At 33.2% G+C, this 19,666-nt stretch carries 15 protein-coding genes; 7 read left to right on the forward strand and 8 right to left on the reverse strand.

The window, feature by feature from the left end; genetic code table 11:
• Positions 1–219: 219 nt before the first annotated feature.
• The 6 genes from NJT12_RS01725 to NJT12_RS01750 all read right to left on the reverse strand — a co-directional run bounded on the left by NJT12_RS01725 (position 220) and on the right by NJT12_RS01750 (position 7,508).
• A complete protein-coding gene (locus tag NJT12_RS01725; RefSeq protein WP_271334206.1) occupies positions 220–1,821 on the reverse strand; it encodes an ATP-dependent DNA ligase in 1,602 nt (533 codons plus the stop codon).
• Positions 1,822–2,049: 228 nt separating this feature from the next.
• Positions 2,050–3,102 (reverse strand): ligase-associated DNA damage response exonuclease, encoded by a 1,053-nt coding sequence (locus tag NJT12_RS01730; RefSeq protein WP_271334207.1) that lies wholly within the window; start codon positions 3,100–3,102, stop codon positions 2,050–2,052.
• Positions 3,103–3,110: 8 nt separating this feature from the next.
• Entirely contained in the window at positions 3,111–3,719 is a 609-nt protein-coding gene (locus NJT12_RS01735) for a hypothetical protein (protein ID WP_271334208.1), read from the reverse strand.
• A gap of 508 nt (positions 3,720–4,227) precedes the next feature.
• Positions 4,228–4,605, reverse strand: a complete 378-nt coding sequence (locus NJT12_RS01740) for a response regulator (protein WP_271334209.1) — start codon at positions 4,603–4,605, stop codon at positions 4,228–4,230.
• A 72-nt stretch (positions 4,606–4,677) separates the two neighbouring features.
• Positions 4,678–6,012 (reverse strand): sensor histidine kinase, encoded by a 1,335-nt coding sequence (locus tag NJT12_RS01745; protein WP_271334210.1) that lies wholly within the window; start codon positions 6,010–6,012, stop codon positions 4,678–4,680.
• 134 nt (positions 6,013–6,146) lie between these two features.
• On the reverse strand, positions 6,147–7,508 hold the full coding sequence (locus tag NJT12_RS01750; protein WP_271334211.1) for a sigma-54-dependent transcriptional regulator: 1,362 nt from the start codon (positions 7,506–7,508) through the stop codon (positions 6,147–6,149).
• A 281-nt stretch (positions 7,509–7,789) separates the two neighbouring features.
• On the opposite strand from NJT12_RS01750, the gene NJT12_RS01755 reads away from it, so the two are divergent.
• The 5 genes from NJT12_RS01755 to NJT12_RS01775 all read left to right on the forward strand — a co-directional run bounded on the left by NJT12_RS01755 (position 7,790) and on the right by NJT12_RS01775 (position 16,627).
• Positions 7,790–8,503 carry an ABC transporter ATP-binding protein gene (locus NJT12_RS01755; RefSeq protein ID WP_271334212.1) on the forward strand — a complete coding sequence of 238 codons (714 nt, stop codon included), beginning with the start codon at positions 7,790–7,792 and terminating at the stop codon, positions 8,501–8,503.
• Between the two features lie 4 nt (positions 8,504–8,507).
• Entirely contained in the window at positions 8,508–10,931 is a 2,424-nt protein-coding gene (locus tag NJT12_RS01760; protein WP_271334213.1) for an ABC transporter permease, read from the forward strand.
• A 1-nt stretch (position 10,932) separates the two neighbouring features.
• Complete coding sequence (locus NJT12_RS01765) at positions 10,933–13,341, forward strand: ABC transporter permease (RefSeq protein ID WP_271334214.1); 2,409 nt, start codon at positions 10,933–10,935, stop codon at positions 13,339–13,341.
• 42 nt (positions 13,342–13,383) lie between these two features.
• Positions 13,384–15,807: an ABC transporter permease gene (locus tag NJT12_RS01770; RefSeq protein WP_271334215.1), complete on the forward strand. Its 2,424-nt coding sequence runs from the start codon at positions 13,384–13,386 to the stop codon at positions 15,805–15,807.
• Between the two features lie 160 nt (positions 15,808–15,967).
• The gene (locus NJT12_RS01775) at positions 15,968–16,627 is read left to right on the forward strand and encodes a CatA-like O-acetyltransferase (protein WP_271334216.1); all 660 of its coding nucleotides are present in this window, start codon (positions 15,968–15,970) and stop codon (positions 16,625–16,627) included.
• A 119-nt stretch (positions 16,628–16,746) separates the two neighbouring features.
• Here NJT12_RS01775 and NJT12_RS01780 read toward each other — a convergent pair whose 3' ends face one another.
• A complete protein-coding gene (locus tag NJT12_RS01780; RefSeq protein ID WP_271334217.1) occupies positions 16,747–17,559 on the reverse strand; it encodes an SDR family NAD(P)-dependent oxidoreductase in 813 nt (270 codons plus the stop codon).
• Positions 17,560–17,656: 97 nt separating this feature from the next.
• On the reverse strand, positions 17,657–18,244 hold the full coding sequence (locus NJT12_RS01785) for a TetR/AcrR family transcriptional regulator (protein WP_271334218.1): 588 nt from the start codon (positions 18,242–18,244) through the stop codon (positions 17,657–17,659).
• Positions 18,245–18,568: 324 nt separating this feature from the next.
• Between NJT12_RS01785 and NJT12_RS01790 the strand changes: the two genes are divergently transcribed.
• Positions 18,569–19,075 (forward strand): GNAT family N-acetyltransferase, encoded by a 507-nt coding sequence (locus NJT12_RS01790; protein ID WP_271334219.1) that lies wholly within the window; start codon positions 18,569–18,571, stop codon positions 19,073–19,075.
• The gene (locus NJT12_RS01795; RefSeq protein WP_271334220.1) at positions 19,062–19,541 is read left to right on the forward strand and encodes a MarR family winged helix-turn-helix transcriptional regulator; all 480 of its coding nucleotides are present in this window, start codon (positions 19,062–19,064) and stop codon (positions 19,539–19,541) included. The genes NJT12_RS01790 and NJT12_RS01795 overlap by 14 nt, the downstream gene beginning before the upstream one ends.
• Positions 19,542–19,666 lie beyond the last annotated feature (125 nt).

A 19,666-nucleotide genomic window follows, 5' to 3' on the forward strand; every position in this document is an offset into this window, starting at 1 on the left:
GGAGAAATCAAACTCGTATTCGAAAATTTTTACTTCTCTGACCAGTTTCTAGTGTGATTACTCCCTTCGGTCGAAATGACAAAAAAAATGCGTAATGACAAAAAAAGCGAATAGAAATTAGAAAAATTTAAAAACAAAAAATAAAAAATAAAAAATCCGTTTTTAATCCGCGTTTTCGCGATAGCGAATCCGTGTCATCCGCGTGCCATTCTGCTCATGCTATATAATCATACTTTTCAAATCATCAATAGAATTCGCTTCATCTATTTTTTTATCGTGCCGCCATCTTAAAATTCTCGGAAACCGTGTTGCAATGCCACTTTTATGTCTTTTCGAAAGTGCAATTCCTTCAAAACCAATTTCAAAAACCAATTGTGGTGTTACGCTTCGAACGGGACCAAATCGTTCCAGTGTATTTTTCTTAATCCAGTCGTCCACCATTCTGAATTCAGCATCGGTTAAACCAGAATATGCTTTTGCAAAAGTCACCAGTTCACGTTCGTTATTTTCGTTATTCTGCCATAAGGCAAACGTATAATCCGTAAATAAATTCGAGCGTCTTCCGTGCCCGCGCATGGCGTAGGTAAGAACCGCATCAATAACAAGAGGTTCAATTTTCCATTTCCACCAATCGCCTTTTTTTCTTCCTACAAGATAAGCAGAATCTTTTCGCTTTATCATCAAACCTTCGCTTTTCATTTCGCGGGAGCGCAATCTTTCCTCCGTCAATTCTTCCCAAGTTGAAAATTTTACCCGTTCAGAAAGTTGCAACGGAATATCGTGGTGTTTGATATCTTCATATAATTGTTCTAATAAGATACGTCTTTCTTCAAAAGGAAGATTTCGAATATCAATCCCTTTCCATTCTAAAAGATCATAGGCTTTTATAATTACAGGAGATTTTTTAAGGATTGCAGCCGAAACTGTTTTACGCCCGATTCTGGTTTGAAGATCATTAAAAGTCCCAATTTCATTATTTATGTAAGGCAGAATTTCACCATCAATTACGGTTCCGTCCGGGATGATTCCAATAAACGAAGCAAATTCAGGATATTTATCCGTAACCAATTCTTCGCCACGACTCCATATAAAGATTTCATTATCACGTATTATGGTTTGCGATCTTATTCCGTCCCATTTGTGTTCAGCGCTCCAATCTTCGGGATTTCCAAGATTTGATGGTTCGCCTTCGATAGGATACGCGAGATAAAACGGATATGGTTTTGATAAATAATCGCTATTTTTTTCATCCAGAATTAATTCCTGAAACGTGATCGTATTAGGATTCCAGTCGCCCATTAATTTGTGTGCCAAAGCATCTTCATCAATGTTTTCGGCTTTAGAAAGTGCACGCGTCATCAATTTTTGGCTTACGCCGATTCTGAAACTTCCAGTAATTAATTTGGTAAAAACAAAACGTTCGTAGTAATTTAAAGCCAGCCAGTTTTCGTGCAGATATTCTTTTTTCTCAATATCGGTTTTCTTTTTCAGCGCAATAATTTCCTGAAGATATTCAGTCAGACTTTTATCCGAATGTTCTTTTGTAGTAGGAATCACCAATGCAATTGTCTCGGCAAGATCGCCTACAATATGATAACTTTCCTCAAACAACCAAAGCGGAATATTTGCCAGTTCATTCGCCCATATTCTCAATAATGTAGTATTAACGGGTCTTGGCGGCCGACGATGCGAAAGTATTGCAATCGTCCAGACTTTATCTTCGTTACTGGCATTGATGAAATAATTGGTCAAAGCATCCACTTTTACCGACGTTTTATTAGAACTGTCAAGCGCTTTAATAAGTTCGGCAAAGTTTTTCATTTTTGTTGTGGTTATTAATTAGGTGTCGTGGGGCTTAATTTTTAAATTTAAACACATAGAGACATAGCTTTTTTAACTTAAAAAATAGGCATTTCACTTATTTTAAATTACATAGTACTTTGCGTATTTGCTATGTGAAAGAAATGTATTTCTTTTTGTATCCTTTTTAAGCATTAAACAAATCCTATGTTTCTATATGTTTCAAAAATTTAAGCAATAGTCTATATTCTATTCTCTTTGTTCTATTTTCTCAGTTTCTATTTCTTCCTCAACATCTTTCTTTGAATCCATTTCTCCCAATTCTCCTTCGTATTGTGTGTGAGCGGTTCGAGCATCATAACCAATTTCCTGAAGGTATTTTGAGAAAATATCTGAGTAGCCGTGTGTACAAATTATCTTTTCGGCTCCTGTTGCTTTAATGCTTTCCAGTAAACCTGTCCAGTCACAATGATCGCTTAGAACAAAACCCCTGTCTACGGCGCGTCTGCGTCTGGCACCTCGAAAGGTCATCCAGCCACTTGCAGAACCTGTAATAAACGGAGTCATTTTCCTGATCCATGTACTTCCGTGAGCGCTTGGCGGAGCGAGGACAATACTTCCCAGTAAATCTTCTTTTTTAGTTTCAGAAGTTACTCTCGTTGTGGGCGGAAAATCTACTAACGGACGCAATACTTCGGTCATGTTTTCGATGGCTCCATGGGTATATATTTTTCCAATATCAGTATCCAGATATTTTAGTAAACGTTGTGCTTTTCCTAACGAATATCCAAAAAGGACTGACGTTTTGCCTTCGGCTCGATTTTCTGCCCACCAATTGTTGATATCCGTCATAACCTCGGCTTGAGGTGTCCATTTAAAAGCGGGTAATCCAAACGTACATTCGGTGATAAAAGCATCGCATTTTACCACTTCATAAGGAGTGGAAACTCCGTCATCTTCGGTTTTATAATCTCCCGTAAAAACCCAGACTTCGCCTTTGTATTCTACGCGTATCTGAGCAGAACCAATAACGTGTCCGGCAGGGTGGAGGGAAAATTGTACACCATTTACGGTAAAAGTTTCGTTCCAGTCTTTTCCGGTAACATTAATATCGCCCAAACGGTGTTTTATAATAGGCACATTTTCATAATGTGTAATGTAATTTTTATGCCCCCAACGTGCATGATCTGCATGTCCGTGTGTGATAATAGCATTTGTAACCGGACGCCATGGATCAAGATATACATCGGCCTGCTGGCAATATATTCCTTTATCGTTGAAGGCTAATAGTGGGGTTTTCATAATTTTAATTAAGCTATTTGTGCAATTCTTGCTGTTTTGTACAACGGATTTGCCGTCATGAAATGAGATACTTCGTCTTTCATTTTCTCATATGATTGTCCGTAAAAGTATAATCCTGTAGTCGAATTTCCTTTCCAATATCTCTCTGTAGTTTGAGAGGTATTGGTTCTTCTTGAAATCTCAGATTGAACAAAATCCAAATTATATTGTTCTTCTTTTTCTTCAGCATTTTCTTCATCAAGATATATGGCAATTCCTTCGTTTTTACCAAACGGAATTTCCTGATGGGTATTTTCTATAATTATTTTTGATCCTTTTGGAGCACCACAATCTTCAAGGCAAGTCTTAATATTTTTTAAAATATTTGGAGCAATTTTTTCATCAAAAAGTTTGATATGGATATCGCAAAAAATAATTTCACCCGGTTCTTCTTTAAGAATTCCACCGCCTGAAATTTCACCATAATTTTTTTCTAATAATAATTCATTTAAAGGAAGAAGATAAAGATTTCTTTTGTCTAAAGGAGAAACCTTATCATTTATCTGAATCACAATATCGTATTCATTATGATCCGTTTCGTCGCTTTCGAATAGTTGTGAGATAAATTGTAGTAGCATAACAATTAAGGTATTAGTGGTAAAATTACTTTCTCAAAGTTACTTCGTGAGGCAAGTTTAGAATTTATACTTTTTTCCGTAAATGTTATATGATTTCTTTTTGAAACTTGATGCGTATGATATCACGTTTCCAAACGGTTGAAACCGTTCGCCATGTTTTTTAGTATCTAAAACCATTTAATTTCTTCATATTTCCGCATAGCCCGAGGTTTCGACCTTGGGAACACCCGGAGAATATTAGTCCAATGCAGGTTTGAAATCTATTGCGATATATATCACGTCCAAACAGTTTAAACCGTTCGCGATGTTTTTTAGTATTTAAAATCATTAATTTCTTCATATTTCCGCATAGCTGGAGGTTTCAACCTCTGGAACATCCAGCGTATGTTAGTGGGATTTAAGATGAAATCTATTGCGATATATATTATATCCAAATGGTTGAAACCGTTCGCGATGTTTTTCGTAATAGCCTAAGGTTTCAATTTTATAATGTATGAGATTATAAGTATTACAAGATACCATCCAGTGTGCTAACTAATTCCTGAAAATTATTAGGTTTTGTAAATATTTGAACAGAATCAAATTCATTGGTTAATTTTTTTAGTGTATCATGAGAGTGCGAGGAGTAAACCACAATCTTAATTGGACTAAGTTTAGGAATTTGTCGTAGTTCTTGAATAAATTCTGCTCCGCTTAGGTAAGGCATTTGCATATCCAAAAATATAAAGTCAGGTAAAACTGTTGCTACTTTTAAATTGTTTAGAGCTTCTAATGAATTATTAGAAATCGTAGTCAGTATATTTTTGTTCAAAGAAGCAATGGCTGCGATAAAAAGTTCGCAATCATCTTCGTCGTCGTCCACTAATAAAATTACTGTATTTTTCATTTTATGAAATTATTTTAAAATCCGGAACTTGCGGTTATATAATTTTATAAGGATGTTACATAATATAGATGTTTAATCTTCGATGAAACAAATTTCAAAAACAGTTTTATGATCTTCGGTTTTATGTGCGATATAACCGCCATGAGCTTCAATAATATTTTTGGATAAGGTTAATCCAATTCCGGCACCTTCTTGTCTTGTGGTGAAAAAAGGCAGGAATATTTTATTTTCTATTTCTTTTTCAATGCCGTTTCCGTTGTCAATAATTTTTATAAAGATTCGGTTTTCTTTTGCTTCCGCCGAAATATAAATCTGCTTATCAAATGTATCTTTCAACGCATAAATGCAATTCGTTAAAAGATTAATTAAAACCTGTTCTATTTGTTGCGCATCAATATTAATGAAGCGTTTAAGTGTTATTGCGTTTACTACTTTAACAGCATTGTCCCTGAATAGCGGATTCATAATCTGAAGACAGTTATCGATTAAATATTGTAGTTCTACTTTTTCTTTTTTTGGAGTAGGCAACATGGCTAGTTTTCGATAGCCTTCGACAAATTTTTGTAAATGATCGCTTCGTCTCAACATGGTTTCAACACTATTTTTGACATCCTCAAGATCTTCTGCCGACATTGAATCCTGTTCGACCAAATCTTGTAAATTCTGGCAAATAGAACGAATAGGCGTAATAGAATTTAATAGTTCATGAGAAATCACCTTCATCAAATTTACCCACGCTTCTTTCTCTTTTTTCTCGACAACATTTTGAATTGAATCGAGTAAAACAATAAAATAATCCTGTTCAAAAATTTCTGTTCTGGAAGCCTGCAAAACAAATGTCTGCATGTTTTGTTCGTTTACCCGGATTTCTACCGATGTTTTAATCTCTTGAAAATTATCTTCTTCAAGGATTTCACACAAAGAAGGCAATTGGTTTTTTAGGTATTTCCATTTGGATACTTTAGGAACATTAAAGTGCGTCGAAAAGTAATCGTTCATTAAAAAAATATTCCAGTCATTATCCTGTTTTTGCAAAATGATAATTCCCGTTTCAATATTATTCAAGATAGAACGATATATGATGTCTCGTGAAACCTGTTCTTTTTGTTTGTTTTTTAAGATATCGTATAAATGAAATAAGTCATTATAATTCTTGTTGAATTTATGTTTCGAAAAATCGGAACTAAAATCATTTTGTAATATCGAAGCTATGGTTTTGCTATAAATCAAAACAAAATTACGAACATAAAAATACATTTCCCTTAGAAGCAGAAAAACGATAAAAAGTCCAAATATTCCAGTAAAAAGCAATTCTTTTTTAAAGAAAAAAATAGAAACTTCGATTCCCGCAACAATTAGAATTAATCTTAAAAAAAGAAGTTTGTATGTCTTGATGGATTGAAACATGTTTTAATAATTAAAAATTGAGAATTAAAATTTAATTTTTTGAAACCATTATTTATCTCATAGCTATGCGATTTATTTTAAGTAAAACGCCTTTCAACACTATGTAATACTATGTTTCTATGTGTTAAAATAAATTAGAGACCATCTGTTTTGATGTTAATATTATATTTTTCTAAACGTCTATATAATGAACCGCGTGACAAACCCAATTCTTCGGCAGTTTTACTGATATTATTATTGTTTTTGATTAACGCTTTTTCAACGGCAGTTTTTTCGACAGCAGAAAGCTGAATGTCATCCACGTTTTCTTCATAAGCGGTGATAATTTCCAGATCTAAATCAGCAACGGTAATTTTATTGTTTTCACAAAGAATAACGGCACGTTCTATCTTATTTTCCATTTCCCTGATGTTTCCATTCCAGGCATGTTTTTCGATTTGTTCGAGAACTTTTTTATCAAAAGTAATCCTGTCCCTGCTGTATTTTTCGATCATTTTATCCAATAGATATTCGGCCAACGGAATTTTATCTTCGTTTCGTTCGCGCAAAGGAGGCAATACAATTTCCATAGTATTGATGCGATAATACAAATCTTCCCTGAAATTTTTATCGGTAACTTCCAGTTTCAGGTTTAAGTTCGTTGCCGTAATAATACGTACATTCAATGGTCTTGCTTTCGTTTCTCCTAATCTGGTTACGGTTTTTGTCTGGATAACCTGCAATAATTTAGATTGTAGATGCAGTGGAACATTCCCAATTTCATCCAAAAATATAGTTCCGTTTTGTGCCATTTCAAAACGTCCCGGAGTATCGGTTTTTGCATCTGTAAAAGCACCTTTTGCATATCCGAATAATTCACTTTCGAAAATATTCGAATTCAAAGAACCTAAATCAACGGCCATAAAAGGGCCATTTTTTCTATCAGACTGACTGAAGATATGATGCGCCAGAACAAATTTTCCAGTTCCATTTTCGCCCAGAATTAAAACATTAGCATCAGTTTTAGCTACTTTGTCTGCGAAGGAATAAGCTTTTTTTATAATTTCAGAAGTACCAATAAAAAAGTTGTTTTCGATTTCAATCTTCTTTTCCTTTTTCTGATCTTTTCGTGCTTTATCAACGGCTTGTTTTACAGATTCGAGTAATTTTTTGTTTTCCCACGGTTTTAGGATATAATCAAATGCACCATTTTTTAATCCTTCAACAGCAGTTTCAACTTTGCCAAAAGCAGTCATTAATATCACAACAGTTTTGGGAGAAAGTGTCTTTATCTCTTTCAATAAATACAAACCTTCTTTTCCGTCTTCAAAACCAATTCGATAATTCATGTCAAGTAAAACAACATCGATGCTTTTTTTTGACAATAATTCGACAATATTTTTAGGATTATTAAGTGTATAAATGTCTTCAAAATACTTTTTCAAGAATACTTTCGACGCAAAAAGGATGTCTTCCTGATCGTCTATGATTAAAATTGAGGCATTTGTCTTTTTCATTTTTGTTCGGTTTTGGACGAAAGCTGTCCAATAGTGGACACTTTTGAATTTCTTAAATAAATAAGAATTTAAAAATAAGGCAGTTACAATCTTTAAATTTTTGGCATGAAAATCACATTAAGATTAGCAAATCATCAAGTATGAGAATCATTATTACCGGTAAATGTAACAAAAATAGATATTTATAGATTATGTTATCTATTATCTTAATTTAGGATCTGTTTTTTACTTCAGCACTTAAAATTCTCAAAAAGAAAATCAAACATCAAAAACAAATTATTATGATCAGTATTACCAAACTTTCAAAAATTTTTAGAACTGAAGAAGTTGAAACAAAAGCTTTAAGTGAAATTTCGCTAACGATTAACCAGGGGGATTTTGTGTCGATCATGGGGCCTTCCGGAAGCGGAAAGTCAACTTTATTAAATATCATTGGATTATTGGACAGTGCTTCAGGGGGAAGTTATAAATTGCTGGGACAGGAGATGATTGGCCTAAAAGAAAAATCAAAATCGAAAGCCAGAAAAGAAAACATTGGGTTTATATTTCAGAATTTCAATTTAATAGATGAATTATCGGTTTATGATAATATCGAATTGCCGCTGATTTACAATAATGTTCCGTCATCAGAGAGAAAGAAAAAAGTAGAGGATATCGCTAAGATATTAGGTATTTCGCATCGTTTAAAACATTATCCGCAACAACTTTCAGGAGGACAACAACAGCGTGTAGCCGTTGCGAGGGCTTTGATCAATGACCCGAAAATTATTCTTGCCGATGAACCAACGGGAAATCTTGACAGTAAAAATGGTAATGAAGTGATGGAGTTATTAACGGATCTTCACGCCAGCGGTGCCACAATATTGATGGTAACACATTCTGATTATGATGCCTCGTTTTCGCAAAAAACTATTTTGATGAAAGATGGGGTAATACTTTCTGAGAAAATGAACAATAGAAATGTCGATGTTTTTGCAGCAAACTTAAATAACTAAGATAATGCTAAAGAACTGGATCAACATATTTATTTACCACATCAAAAACAATAAGCTTTTTACGGCTTTGAATGTTTTGGGTTTGAGTATTGGAATCGCGGGATTAATTTTCGCTATTTTATATTGGAATGATGAGCATTCATACGATCAGTGGAATCCTAATAAAGATAACGTATTTTTAGTCGCCAATCAAATGGATGCGACTACCTATTGGGCTTCAAGTTCAGCACCAATAGGATCTGCAGTAAAAGAAGCAAGCCCTGAAGTAGCATCTTACTGTTATTTGAACGGCAATTATGAAAATGATATTATTCGCGTTAATAATAAAAAAGTGCAGTCTGACAGAATAATTGCAGCACAAAAAAACTTCTTTGATTATTTTCCATATCAATTTATTGAAGGAAGTTCAAAAAATGCATTACCAGATGTAAACAGTATTTGTTTGTCACAGGATTTGGCCATTCAGCTTTTTGGAAACCAACCTGCCGTAGGGAAACAAATCGTACTCCAGGGTAAAAACCTAATAGTAAGAGGTGTTTATAAACTCGATAAAAAATCAGTTTACAATCCTTCGTGCGTGGTTAATTTTATAGATACAAGAATTAAAGAAACCATTCAGCAATGGGGTAATTTTCAATTTGTTCTGTTATTAAAATTAAAAAATCCCAATGACCAAAAGCAAGTGACTCAAAATCTTCAGAAAATATATTTTGCAAACATGACAACTCGTTTTGCAAAAGAGCAAGGTATTAAACCTGAAGAATTTATTAAGAAATATGGCGAGGTAAAACCAGGTTTAGAGTCATTATCATCTATTCGATTACATACAAAAACCGGTGGTGTGGTAGAAGCAAACGGCAATCTTCAATTTTTGCTTATCATGGTTGGATTATCTGTTTTAATCCTAACGCTATCTATTGTAAATTATGTTAACTCTGCTACGGCAAATGCTGTAAAGAGAGCGAAAGAAGTGGGAGTTCGCAAAATCATAGGAGCTTCTAAATTTTCTATAATTCAACAATTTATTTTTGAAACTGCCATCATTTCGTTGTTTTCAATTTTAATATCATTGGTCATTGTCGAGATCTCTTTACCGTATTATAATGCTTTTTTAGATAAATCACTCGTATTGCAAAGCGGACAGTTTTATATCCAGCTTGTTGCTATATTTTTCATAACTGTAATATTGGCAGGAATATTTCCGGCTGTGTATGTTGCTAATTTTGAACCATTAAAAGTATTAAAAGGAAATTTTGGAAGAAGTAAAAGCGGTGTGTGGCTTAGAAACGGGATGCTCATTTTTCAGTTTGCTGTAGCTGCTTTCTTTATTGTAGGATCTTATATTGTTTATGAGCAAATAGAGCTTATGAATGCAAAAGATTTGGGTTTTAGCGGAAAACAAATCCTTAATGTTTCATACCGAAATATCTATGGCGACGCAATAACTGATAAAGACCGTTTTGAACGATATAGTATTATTCAAAACCAATTAAAGCACATAAAAGGAGTGCAGCAAGTTGCAGGAGGTGGTTTTGTTTTTGGAAAAGGTGTAAAATCTGTAATAACATATCATTACAAGTATATAAAAATTGACGGAAGTAATGTACCAATAGATTTTGGACTGCTGGAAATGATGAAAATAAAAGTTGTAAAAGGACGTTATTTGAGTCCGAAATTTGCACAGGATACCGTTACTTCGATGCTAATTAATGAAACTGCCTTAAAGCTATTAAGTGAAAAAAATCCGATAGGTAAAAAACTGAGTTGGAACGGACAAGATGCCATTATTGTGGGAGTTGTAAAAGATTTTAATATAGGAAATCCGGGAGATGCAATACCTCCAATGTCTTTTTTCCATTTTAAAAGCGTTCCTTGGTTTTCAGGACTTTTGAACAATATTTACATTACCGCTGATCCTAAAACTATGCAACAAACCATAGGTGATATAGAAAATCTGTGGACAAAAAAGGTAGATACAGAATATCCATTTGTATATGATTTCGTAGATAAAGAATATAAGAAGTCGTATAGCAGTTATGTAAAGCAAAAAAATCTTTTCTCTTTATTGAATATTGTTGTTATTGTAATTGCACTCTTCGGGTTATTTGCTCTCGCTTCGTACTCTATAGAACGACGTATGAAAGAAATTGCGATTCGAAAAACCCTAGGCGCAGAAACAAATGTTTTATTAAAAGAACTTTGCAAACAATATGTCATCTTTAGTATAGTAGGTTTTTTAATGGCTTTGTTTCCGGTTTATTATTTATTGGATAAGTGGTTAGAGAATTTTGCTTACCGAATTAGTATTTCTGTTTATCCGTTTATAATTGGGTTCAGTGCTTTATTGATATTAACATTATTAGTTGTACTTACAAGAGCGTATCAGGCAACAAAAATTGATGTTTTAAAATATTTAAAATACGAATAAGATGCTAAAGAACTGGACCAACATATTTATATATCACATCAAAAACAATAAGCTTTTTACAGCTCTGAATATTTTGGGTTTGAGTATTGGAATTGCGGGATTAATTTTTGCCACTTTGTATTGGAATGATGAACATTCGTATGATCAGTGGAATCCTGAAAAAGATAAAATTTACGCTGTTCTAAATGATATTGGCGGTGGTAATGTTTGGGCTGTCAATTCTCCTGTACCGGGACCGCTCTTAAAATCAACTGCAGATGTACAGGATTATTGTTATTTTTCAAGTAATTACGAAAAGGAAACCATACAGTACAATGGGAAAATAGAATTGGTCGATAAGATTTTTTCTGCTCAGGGCAATTTCTTTTCTTTTTTTCCTTTCGAATTTATTAGAGGTAATAAAAAAGACGCTCTTCATGACCGTAATAGTATCGCGTTTTCTGAAGAGACAGCTGCCCGTTTGTTTAAGAATGAAAACCCAATGGGAAAACAGGTTAAATATGCTGAAAATTATTATGTCGTTCGCGGTATATACAGCTTATCCAAAAAATCTTCGGTAATGCCTGCTGCAGTTACTAGTATAATAGAGGAAAATCTGGAAAAGAAGAAAGATAACTGGGGATTAAATTTTGGATTAATTCTAAAATTAAACAAACAAAGCGATACGACTGCTGTCCTTAAAAGGCTGAATACTATTTATATTGAAAATTGTTATAAAAAACAGGCAAAAGCTGAAGGAATAACCTTTGATGCTTACTTAAAGCTCTATGGCGAACTGACAAAGCCAAAATTACTGGCATTTTCAAAGTCGAGGCTTCATCAGGGAAACTGCCCTTTTCCGGAAGGAACCGGAAATCTTCAGTTTTTAAAAATTTTAATGGGATTATCGATTCTTATTTTAGTATTATCAATTGTAAATTACATTAATCTTGCTACTGCAAATGCGGCTAAACGTGCTAAAGAGGTTGGTGTAAGAAAGATCGTTGGTGCTGCAAAGTCACAAATTATCACTCAATTTGTATTTGAAACCACATTAATTACGCTTTTTTCGCTCTTGTTAGCATTGGTAATTGTCGAACTTTCACTTCCTTTTTATAATTCACTTATAGGCACAAATTTAATCCTTGAAAGTTCTCAGTTTTATTTACAGTTAATAGTCATTTTTGTAATTGTCATTTTGGTTTCCGGAGTTTTACCCGCTATTTATGTTTCTAATTTTGAGCCTTTAAAGGTTCTAAAAGGAAATTTTTCCCGCAGTAAAAACGGAATCTGGCTTAGAAATGGTATGCTGGTTTTGCAATTTGCGATCGCAACTTTTTTTATAATTGGTTCTTTTATAGTATATCAGCAGGTCAACTATATGGCCAATAAAGATTTAGGTTTTAAAGGAGCTCAGGTAATGGATATTTCTTTTAAACCCAAAAAAGAAAAAAATCAATTTGAACGGTACAAAATAATACAACAGGAACTTTTGAAAATAAAAGGGGTTCAGGCCGTTTCAGCTGGAGTATTTTCTATAGGAAATGATGTTAATTCTTGGTCAGGATTGCATTATAAAGACAATAAGGAAGTCATAACACAGCAAATGCCAATTGATTTTGGAATGCTGGATCTTCTGGGAATTAAGATAGCTAAAGGAAGGGATCTGACAAGTAAATTTGCTTCTGACACTATTAACAACGTTTTGCTTAATGAAGCTGCCGCTAAGACATTACAGGAAAAAGATCCTCTTAATAAAGAAGTTATTTGGGAAGGTAAAAAATTAAAAGTAGTAGGGATCGTAAAAGACTTCAATTATTTTGGACTTGAAAATAACATTTCGCCAATGATTTTCATGCATATCAAAGCCTTTGACTGGATGTCTAGGGACATGTCTAATATTTCGGTTAAAATTCAGCCAAAAGATATGCCTGAAACAATTGCTGCAATTGATAAATTCTGGAGAACAAAGGTAGATGCCGAATATCCTTTTGAATACAATTTTGTAGACAGAAGTTTTGCACGTACTTATAAAAATTATGAAAGTCAAAGTGAATTATTTTCTCTGTTAAACGGAATTGTGATTCTAATTGCCATTTTTGGATTGTTCGCTTTAGCTTCTTTTTCTATGGAAAGGAGGTTGCGTGAGATTGCTATCAGGAAAACACTAGGCGCTGATACAAATGTTCTGCTTAAAGATTTATCCAAACAATATGTGATTTTTTGTGCGATTGGTTTTTTGATAGGAATTATTCCGGCATATCTTTTATTGCAAAAATGGTTAGAGGATTTCGCCTTTAGAATTGATATTCCCATCATTCCCTTTCTTGTAGCTTTTGTTGTTTTGATATTTTTGACATTAACTATTGTGCTTGCAAAAGCATATCAGGTCACTAAAATTGACGTTCTGAAATATTTAAAGTACGAATAAAAGAGTAAATGTCTTTATTCTATTTAACCACTAACTATAACTATGATACTAAACTATATCAACATATTTATTTACCGCTTAAAGCACAACAAGCTTTTCTCTTTTCTGAATATTCTAGGATTGTCAATAGGAATTTCCGGGCTGATTTTTGCACTACTTTACTGGAACGACGAACAAAATTACAATGCCTGGAATCCTGAAAAAGAAAAAGTATACCAGGTTTTGGTTCAACTAAGCGATATGCCTGCCTGGTCAGATTGTGCCTTATTCCTGAAACCGGCTTTAGACGAAGATCCAAATATCGAATCTACATTATATGCTGATTCTGATTACTGGTATCAAAAGGATAAAATTATTTACAAAGGAAAAAAGGAATTTGTAGATAAAATTATCAATGTCGAACAAAATTTATTTTCTTTTTTTCCTTTCAAAATTATTCAGGGCGATGCAATTTCAGCTATAAAAGATGATTCCAGCATTGCTATTTCAGATCTTACAGCTAAAAGGGTTTTTGGAAATGAAAACCCCATTGGGCAACAAATAAAATGCTTTGACCAGCTGTTTTCTGTACGGGCTGTTTATCATATTCCCGGAAATTCTTCGATTGCGCCAAATGCCATCATCAATAAAATGAAGAAACTGACCACTTCAGGAAAGACAAATCCGTTTATTTTAAAGTTATTATTAAAAGTAAAAGATCCGTCAAAAGTTGATCTGACAAGACAGAAACTCGAAAGAATTTACAACCATAATTTTATTGCGCAACTTGCCAAAGAAGCAGGTTTTACGCCCGAAGTTATGGCTAAAAAAGTAGGTCATTTTACGGTTATTCTTGAACCATTATCAAAAGCCAGATTACATTCGATAACAGATGGTTATCCTGAAACACGAGGGAATTATCAATTTTTAATGATCATGATGGGGTTATCTCTTTTAATTCTCATTTTGTCGATTGTTAATTACATCAATCTCGCAACCGCTAATGCCGTAAAGCGGGCGAAAGAAGTTGGAGTACGTAAAATTTCGGGTGCATCAAAAGGCGATATTATTAGTCAGTTTCTCTTTGAAACGGTTTTAACCACGAGTTTTTCTATTTTACTGGCGTTAGTAATTGTAGAGCTGACTTTGCCGTATTACAACAATTTTTTAAACAAAAACATTGTACTTCTTGCCAGTCAGTTTTACATACAATTGATATTGATTTTTATCATTACAATTTTGACGGCAGGATTATTTCCGGCTATTTATATATCCAATTTCGAAACTTTTAAAGTTTTGAAAGGAAATTTCGAAAGAAGCAAAAACGGTATTTGGCTGCGTAACGGAATGCTTATTTTTCAGTTTGCCATTGCGGCCTTTTTTATTATTGGCTCAAATATAGTATACCAACAAATTAAATATTTACAGAATAAAGATTTGGGTTTTAAGGGCGATAAGGTAATTTCGGTTTCTTTAAATTTTCCATCGGTCGATTACCAGGGAGAAAATGCAGCGCAAAATATTTACAACAAATACAATATCATAAAACAGCAGCTCAACAAGATTAAAGGCGTTGAACAAATCTCGACGGGCCTTATTGCGTTTGATGGTTCAGATAATTCTATAAATGCGGTTTTATACAATGATGAACTTTTTAAACAACGCATTATTCCTTTAGATTTTGGCATGTTTGAAATGTTGAACATCAAAATAATTAAGGGAAGAAATTTTGATAGAAAACGGGCTTCAGACACTATAAATTCTGTGATCATAAACGAAAGTGCATCAAAATTAATGAATCTTAAAGATCCTCTTGGCAAGGAACTTTTAATTCGGGAACAAAAATTAAAAATAATTGGTATTGTTCAGGATTTTAACTTATTAAGTCCTGAATCAAAAGTACCGCCAATTGCTTTTTACAATATCAAAATGTTTGGTATGACACATAACATCAACAAAGTTTATGCAAAACTAAAACGGGATCATATGGAAAACACGATTGCCAATATCGAAAAATTATGGTCGAAAGTTGATACCGAATATCCATTTCAATATGATTTCGTAGATAAAGAATATGCGAGAACTTATGAAGCTTACACAAAACAAAAAAACTTGTTTTCACTGCTCAATATTGTTGTTGTTTTAATTGCTCTTTTTGGATTATTTGCACTTGCATCTTATTCCATACAAAGGCGTATGAAAGAAATTGCAATAAGAAAAACGCTAGGAGCAGAAACAAATACTTTACTAAAAGAATTATCAAAACAATACATCCTGTACTGCGTAATAGGATTTTTAATCGCCATTTTTCCAGTATATTATTTGCTGAATAAATGGCTAGAGAACTTTGCTTATCGAATAGAAATGTCGCTAATTCATTTCATTTTAGGCTTTGTAGTTTTATTAATTCTGACTTTAATAATTGTATTGTCAAGAGCTTATATAGCAACCAAAACTGATATTTTAAAATACTTAAAATACGAATAAATCTTAAAAAATACGGAAGTTATTTATTAAAGAGTTGTTAATTTATTTTTGATATAAAGTTTTCTACCTGATATTTAGGGCTAATTAGAGAATTGATATTTTATTTTTGTAATAAATCAAACTCCTAAGACTAAAACAAGAATAGATTTAATAATAAACTATGGAAAATTTTTTTGAACCCGTTGATCCCGAAAGTTGGGAACGACAACCTTATTTTGATTATTTTAATAATATTATAAAATGCAAATACACAATCAATGCGAATGTTGACATTACAGAATTGCTCCAAGTATCAAAAGGAAGGAAATTAAAGTTTTTCCCGTCATTTCTTTACGTAATTATGCGTTCTGTAAATCAGAACAAAGAATTTAGGATGAGTTATAATGATCAATATCAATTAGGTTATTGGAATTACGTTGTTCCTTCATACACGATTTTTCATGAAGATGATAAAACTTTTTCAGATGTTTGGAGTGAATATCATGAAGATTTTAAGTTTTTCTATGAAACAATAGTAGGCGATATAGAAAAATACAAGGATGTTAAAGGTATAAAAGCACGCTTAGATCGTCCTGCAAATTTTTGTTCTATTTCGGCTTTACCTTGGTTAAGTTTTACAAATTTTTCTCAAGATACATATCAGGAATCTAATTTCATGTTTCCGCTAATTCGTTTTGGAAAATACTTTAAGCAAGATGACAGAATATTAATTCCGGTTGCAGTATTTGTAAACCATGCGGTTGCTGATGGATATCACACCAGTAAGCTGATTAATGATATGCAGGATTTTGCTAAAAATGCGGAAGATTGGATGCTTTAATCAAAAAAAACGGAGAGTTTTATTAATCGAAAAACGGATTATCGAATGTGATTTCTAAATAATAAAACCTCCAAAGTCATTGATTTTGGAGGTTTTAGTTTTATTGAAAATTATTTTAATCAACCATGAGCAGCTACAGAAACATCAGCCCATTCTTCCCAGGTTGCTAATTTTTGCTCGTAAGTTTGTTTTGCAAATGGCAACGCTATTCTTCCTAAGAATAGGCGTAGTGGTGGATTTTCTGCTTCAACCAGTTTGATGATTGCAGGAACTGTAGCACTTGTTTTTCCGAAATTGTCAGGATCATGTCCTTCTGCTATTGCTTTTCTAAGTCCGTCATAAGCATCAATACTTTTACTATTGAAACCGTTACCCCAGATATCAGTAAAATAACCGTTTGGTTCAACCAAAGTAACATTGATACCAAATTGTTTTACTTCCTGAGCCAGAGTTTCAGTAAGACCTTCTACGGCGAATTTAGACGCATTATAAAGACCTAAATTGGGTAAAGTGGCAATTCCTAAAATAGAAGAAACTTGTATAATATGACCGCTTTTTTGATTTCTCATAATTGGTAAAACTGCCTGAGTTAACCAAAGAGTTCCAAAGAAGTTCGTTTCAAATTGTGCTCTTGCTTCTGTTTCGCTGGCTTCTTCAACAGCTCCGTTTAGTGCATAACCTGCATTATTGATCAGGATATCAATTGTACCAAAATGTTGTTTTACCTTTTCTACTAATGCAAATGAATCTTCGCGTTTATTTACGTCTAATGTTAAAGGCAAAATTGCGTCTCCGTATTGTGCTTTTAAGTCGGCAAGGGTATCGATATTTCGCGCTGTTGCAGCTACATTATATCCTTTTGCTAAAAGTGCTTCTGTCCAGGCTCTTCCAAATCCTTTTGATGCTCCTGAAATTAAAATTGTTTTTGACATGATCTTAAATTATTAATTGTTAGTGGTGAATTATTAATGATATTGATATTTGTAATTATTTTAGTGACCGTTCGGTCATTTTTATAAGAAAAAAAAATTAAAGTGTGTTTTCCTCTATTATTTTTCTTAGGGTTTTGGTTATAATTCTCATTTTGTCATTACTGCCTGAGACTCTTGATATAAGGTGACCACCTTCCATCATGGCAAACATAACGACTGCAAATTCCTCAGCATCCCATTCCGGTTCAAACTCTCCATTGGCAATTCCCTTATTTACACTATTAGCCAATAGCTGTTGATTAGAGTTACAGCCTTTATTTATTTTTGCTTTAACAACGGGGTTGGTATCATCTGCCTCTGTCCCGAAATTCAATAACGGACAACCGCCTGTAAGCGGAGGATTTACGGCATTGCTAAAAAAATCTATATAAGCAAAAAGCTCTTCTTTGGCCGTTTTACTTTTACTCACTTCAGATAAAAGTTTATCACCCAATACCTTCATATTATGATCTACAGCGGCGCAAGCAAGGACATCTTTATTTTCGAAATGAACGTACATGCTTCCCTTAGACAATTTGGTAGCCTCCATAATATCACTCATAGAAGTAGCGGCAATCCCTTTTGTGTTAAAGATTGGGGCTGCTTTCTCTAGAATGAATTGTCTGGTTTCTTCTCCCTTTGTCATGATAGTTTTCATTTACGGGTACAAATATATGACCGATTGGTCATTTATGCAAATTGTTTTAATTTTTTGTGATAAGTTTCACATTTCATAGCTGCATTAATTGTGCGAATCTCACAAAAAGCGCAAGTTTATTTCACGCAGATTAGGCAGATTTAAGCAGATTTTTTAATTTAAATGCTGACATAATAAAGAAATAAAAAATAATCTTCAATATCTGCTTAAATCTTTTTTAAATCTGCGTGAAACAAAAAATAACAATTTTTAATCAAATATTTTTATTTACGTATTTAACTACGTAGTTTTGCATTGTAAATTGTAAAAGAAATGAAATCACAAATTATTCCTATCGAAAATAAATACTCTAACGAAATTGTAGAGTTAATTTTAAACATACAGCAAAAGGAATTTAATGTCGCCATTACGATCGAAGACCAACCGGATTTATTAAATATAAAGAACTTCTATTATAATGGAGGAGGTCATTTCTGGGGTGCTTTTATAAATAATGAATTAGTAGGCACAATTGCTTTAGTAAAATTTGCTGACAAAGAAGCTGCGATTAGAAAAATGTTTGTTAAGAAAGAATTTCGTGGAAAAGAGTTTTCGATTGCCCAGAAATTATTAGACACTTTACTCGATTATTGCAATGAAAATCAAATTGATGATTTATATTTGGGAACCATAACGGTATTAGAAGCTGCTTTGCGTTTTTATGAAAGAAACCATTTTATAAGAATCGAAAAAGAAGCACTTCCAAATACATTTCCTGTCATGAGTGCCGACAATGTATTTTGTCATTTAAAACTAAAAAAGAACGATGAATATAATTGATGAATCAGGAATTTTAGCCATTTCAACCCGATTACAGCGTCTGAGCGAGCAATTGCGAAAAGATGGTGCGTTATTTTATAAATCATACGGCATCGATTTTGAGCCCAAATGGTTTCCTGTCATTTACACTTTACATCATAAAGAGGTTTTGAGCGTTGTCGAAATTGCAAACGAAATTGGTTATACTCATCCTTCGACCATTAGTTTATTAAAAGAGCTCGAAAAACAAAAACTAATCCGTTCAAAAAAAGACAAAGTCGACGAACGTAAAAGATTGATTTTGCTTACGCCAAAAGGCCAGGAATTGATTCTGAAAATGAAACCAGTTTGGGATGTAATGTCGAACGTCCTTAAAGAAATAGCAGACAATCAAAACAATTTACTTCAGGCGATTAACGAAGCCGAAAACAAAATAAAACAGCAGAGTTTTTTACAAAGAGCGTTACAGTTGAAGAGTTTGGAGTAAAGAATAGAATAAAGAGTATAGAATAAAGAGTAAGTTTTTATTGTAGAGGCGCACAGCAGTGCGTCTTCTTTGTTGTCGGAAGTTTGTGATTTATACTTTTTTTTTCGAAAACGAATACCTAACTA

It is taken from the genome of Flavobacterium azizsancarii, from assembly GCF_027980145.1.
In the GTDB taxonomy this organism is placed as follows: domain Bacteria; phylum Bacteroidota; class Bacteroidia; order Flavobacteriales; family Flavobacteriaceae; genus Flavobacterium; species Flavobacterium azizsancarii.

What these genes read in the sequence shown, in the direction of transcription:
- NJT12_RS01725 (WP_271334206.1), bottom strand. Translation starts at nt 1,821, where the DNA reads ATGAAAAACTTTGCCGAACTTATTAAAGCGCTTGACAGTTCTAATAAA.
- NJT12_RS01730 (WP_271334207.1), bottom strand. Translation starts at nt 3,102, where the DNA reads ATGAAAACCCCACTATTAGCCTTCAACGATAAAGGAATATATTGCCAG.
- NJT12_RS01735 (WP_271334208.1), bottom strand. Translation starts at nt 3,719, where the DNA reads ATGCTACTACAATTTATCTCACAACTATTCGAAAGCGACGAAACGGAT.
- NJT12_RS01740 (WP_271334209.1), bottom strand. Translation starts at nt 4,605, where the DNA reads ATGAAAAATACAGTAATTTTATTAGTGGACGACGACGAAGATGATTGC.
- NJT12_RS01745 (WP_271334210.1), bottom strand. Translation starts at nt 6,012, where the DNA reads ATGTTTCAATCCATCAAGACATACAAACTTCTTTTTTTAAGATTAATT.
- NJT12_RS01750 (WP_271334211.1), bottom strand. Translation starts at nt 7,508, where the DNA reads ATGAAAAAGACAAATGCCTCAATTTTAATCATAGACGATCAGGAAGAC.
- NJT12_RS01755 (WP_271334212.1), top strand. Translation starts at nt 7,790, where the DNA reads ATGATCAGTATTACCAAACTTTCAAAAATTTTTAGAACTGAAGAAGTT.
- NJT12_RS01760 (WP_271334213.1), top strand. Translation starts at nt 8,508, where the DNA reads ATGCTAAAGAACTGGATCAACATATTTATTTACCACATCAAAAACAAT.
- NJT12_RS01765 (WP_271334214.1), top strand. Translation starts at nt 10,933, where the DNA reads ATGCTAAAGAACTGGACCAACATATTTATATATCACATCAAAAACAAT.
- NJT12_RS01770 (WP_271334215.1), top strand. Translation starts at nt 13,384, where the DNA reads ATGATACTAAACTATATCAACATATTTATTTACCGCTTAAAGCACAAC.
- NJT12_RS01775 (WP_271334216.1), top strand. Translation starts at nt 15,968, where the DNA reads ATGGAAAATTTTTTTGAACCCGTTGATCCCGAAAGTTGGGAACGACAA.
- NJT12_RS01780 (WP_271334217.1), bottom strand. Translation starts at nt 17,559, where the DNA reads ATGTCAAAAACAATTTTAATTTCAGGAGCATCAAAAGGATTTGGAAGA.
- NJT12_RS01785 (WP_271334218.1), bottom strand. Translation starts at nt 18,244, where the DNA reads ATGACAAAGGGAGAAGAAACCAGACAATTCATTCTAGAGAAAGCAGCC.
- NJT12_RS01790 (WP_271334219.1), top strand. Translation starts at nt 18,569, where the DNA reads ATGAAATCACAAATTATTCCTATCGAAAATAAATACTCTAACGAAATT.
- NJT12_RS01795 (WP_271334220.1), top strand. Translation starts at nt 19,062, where the DNA reads ATGAATATAATTGATGAATCAGGAATTTTAGCCATTTCAACCCGATTA.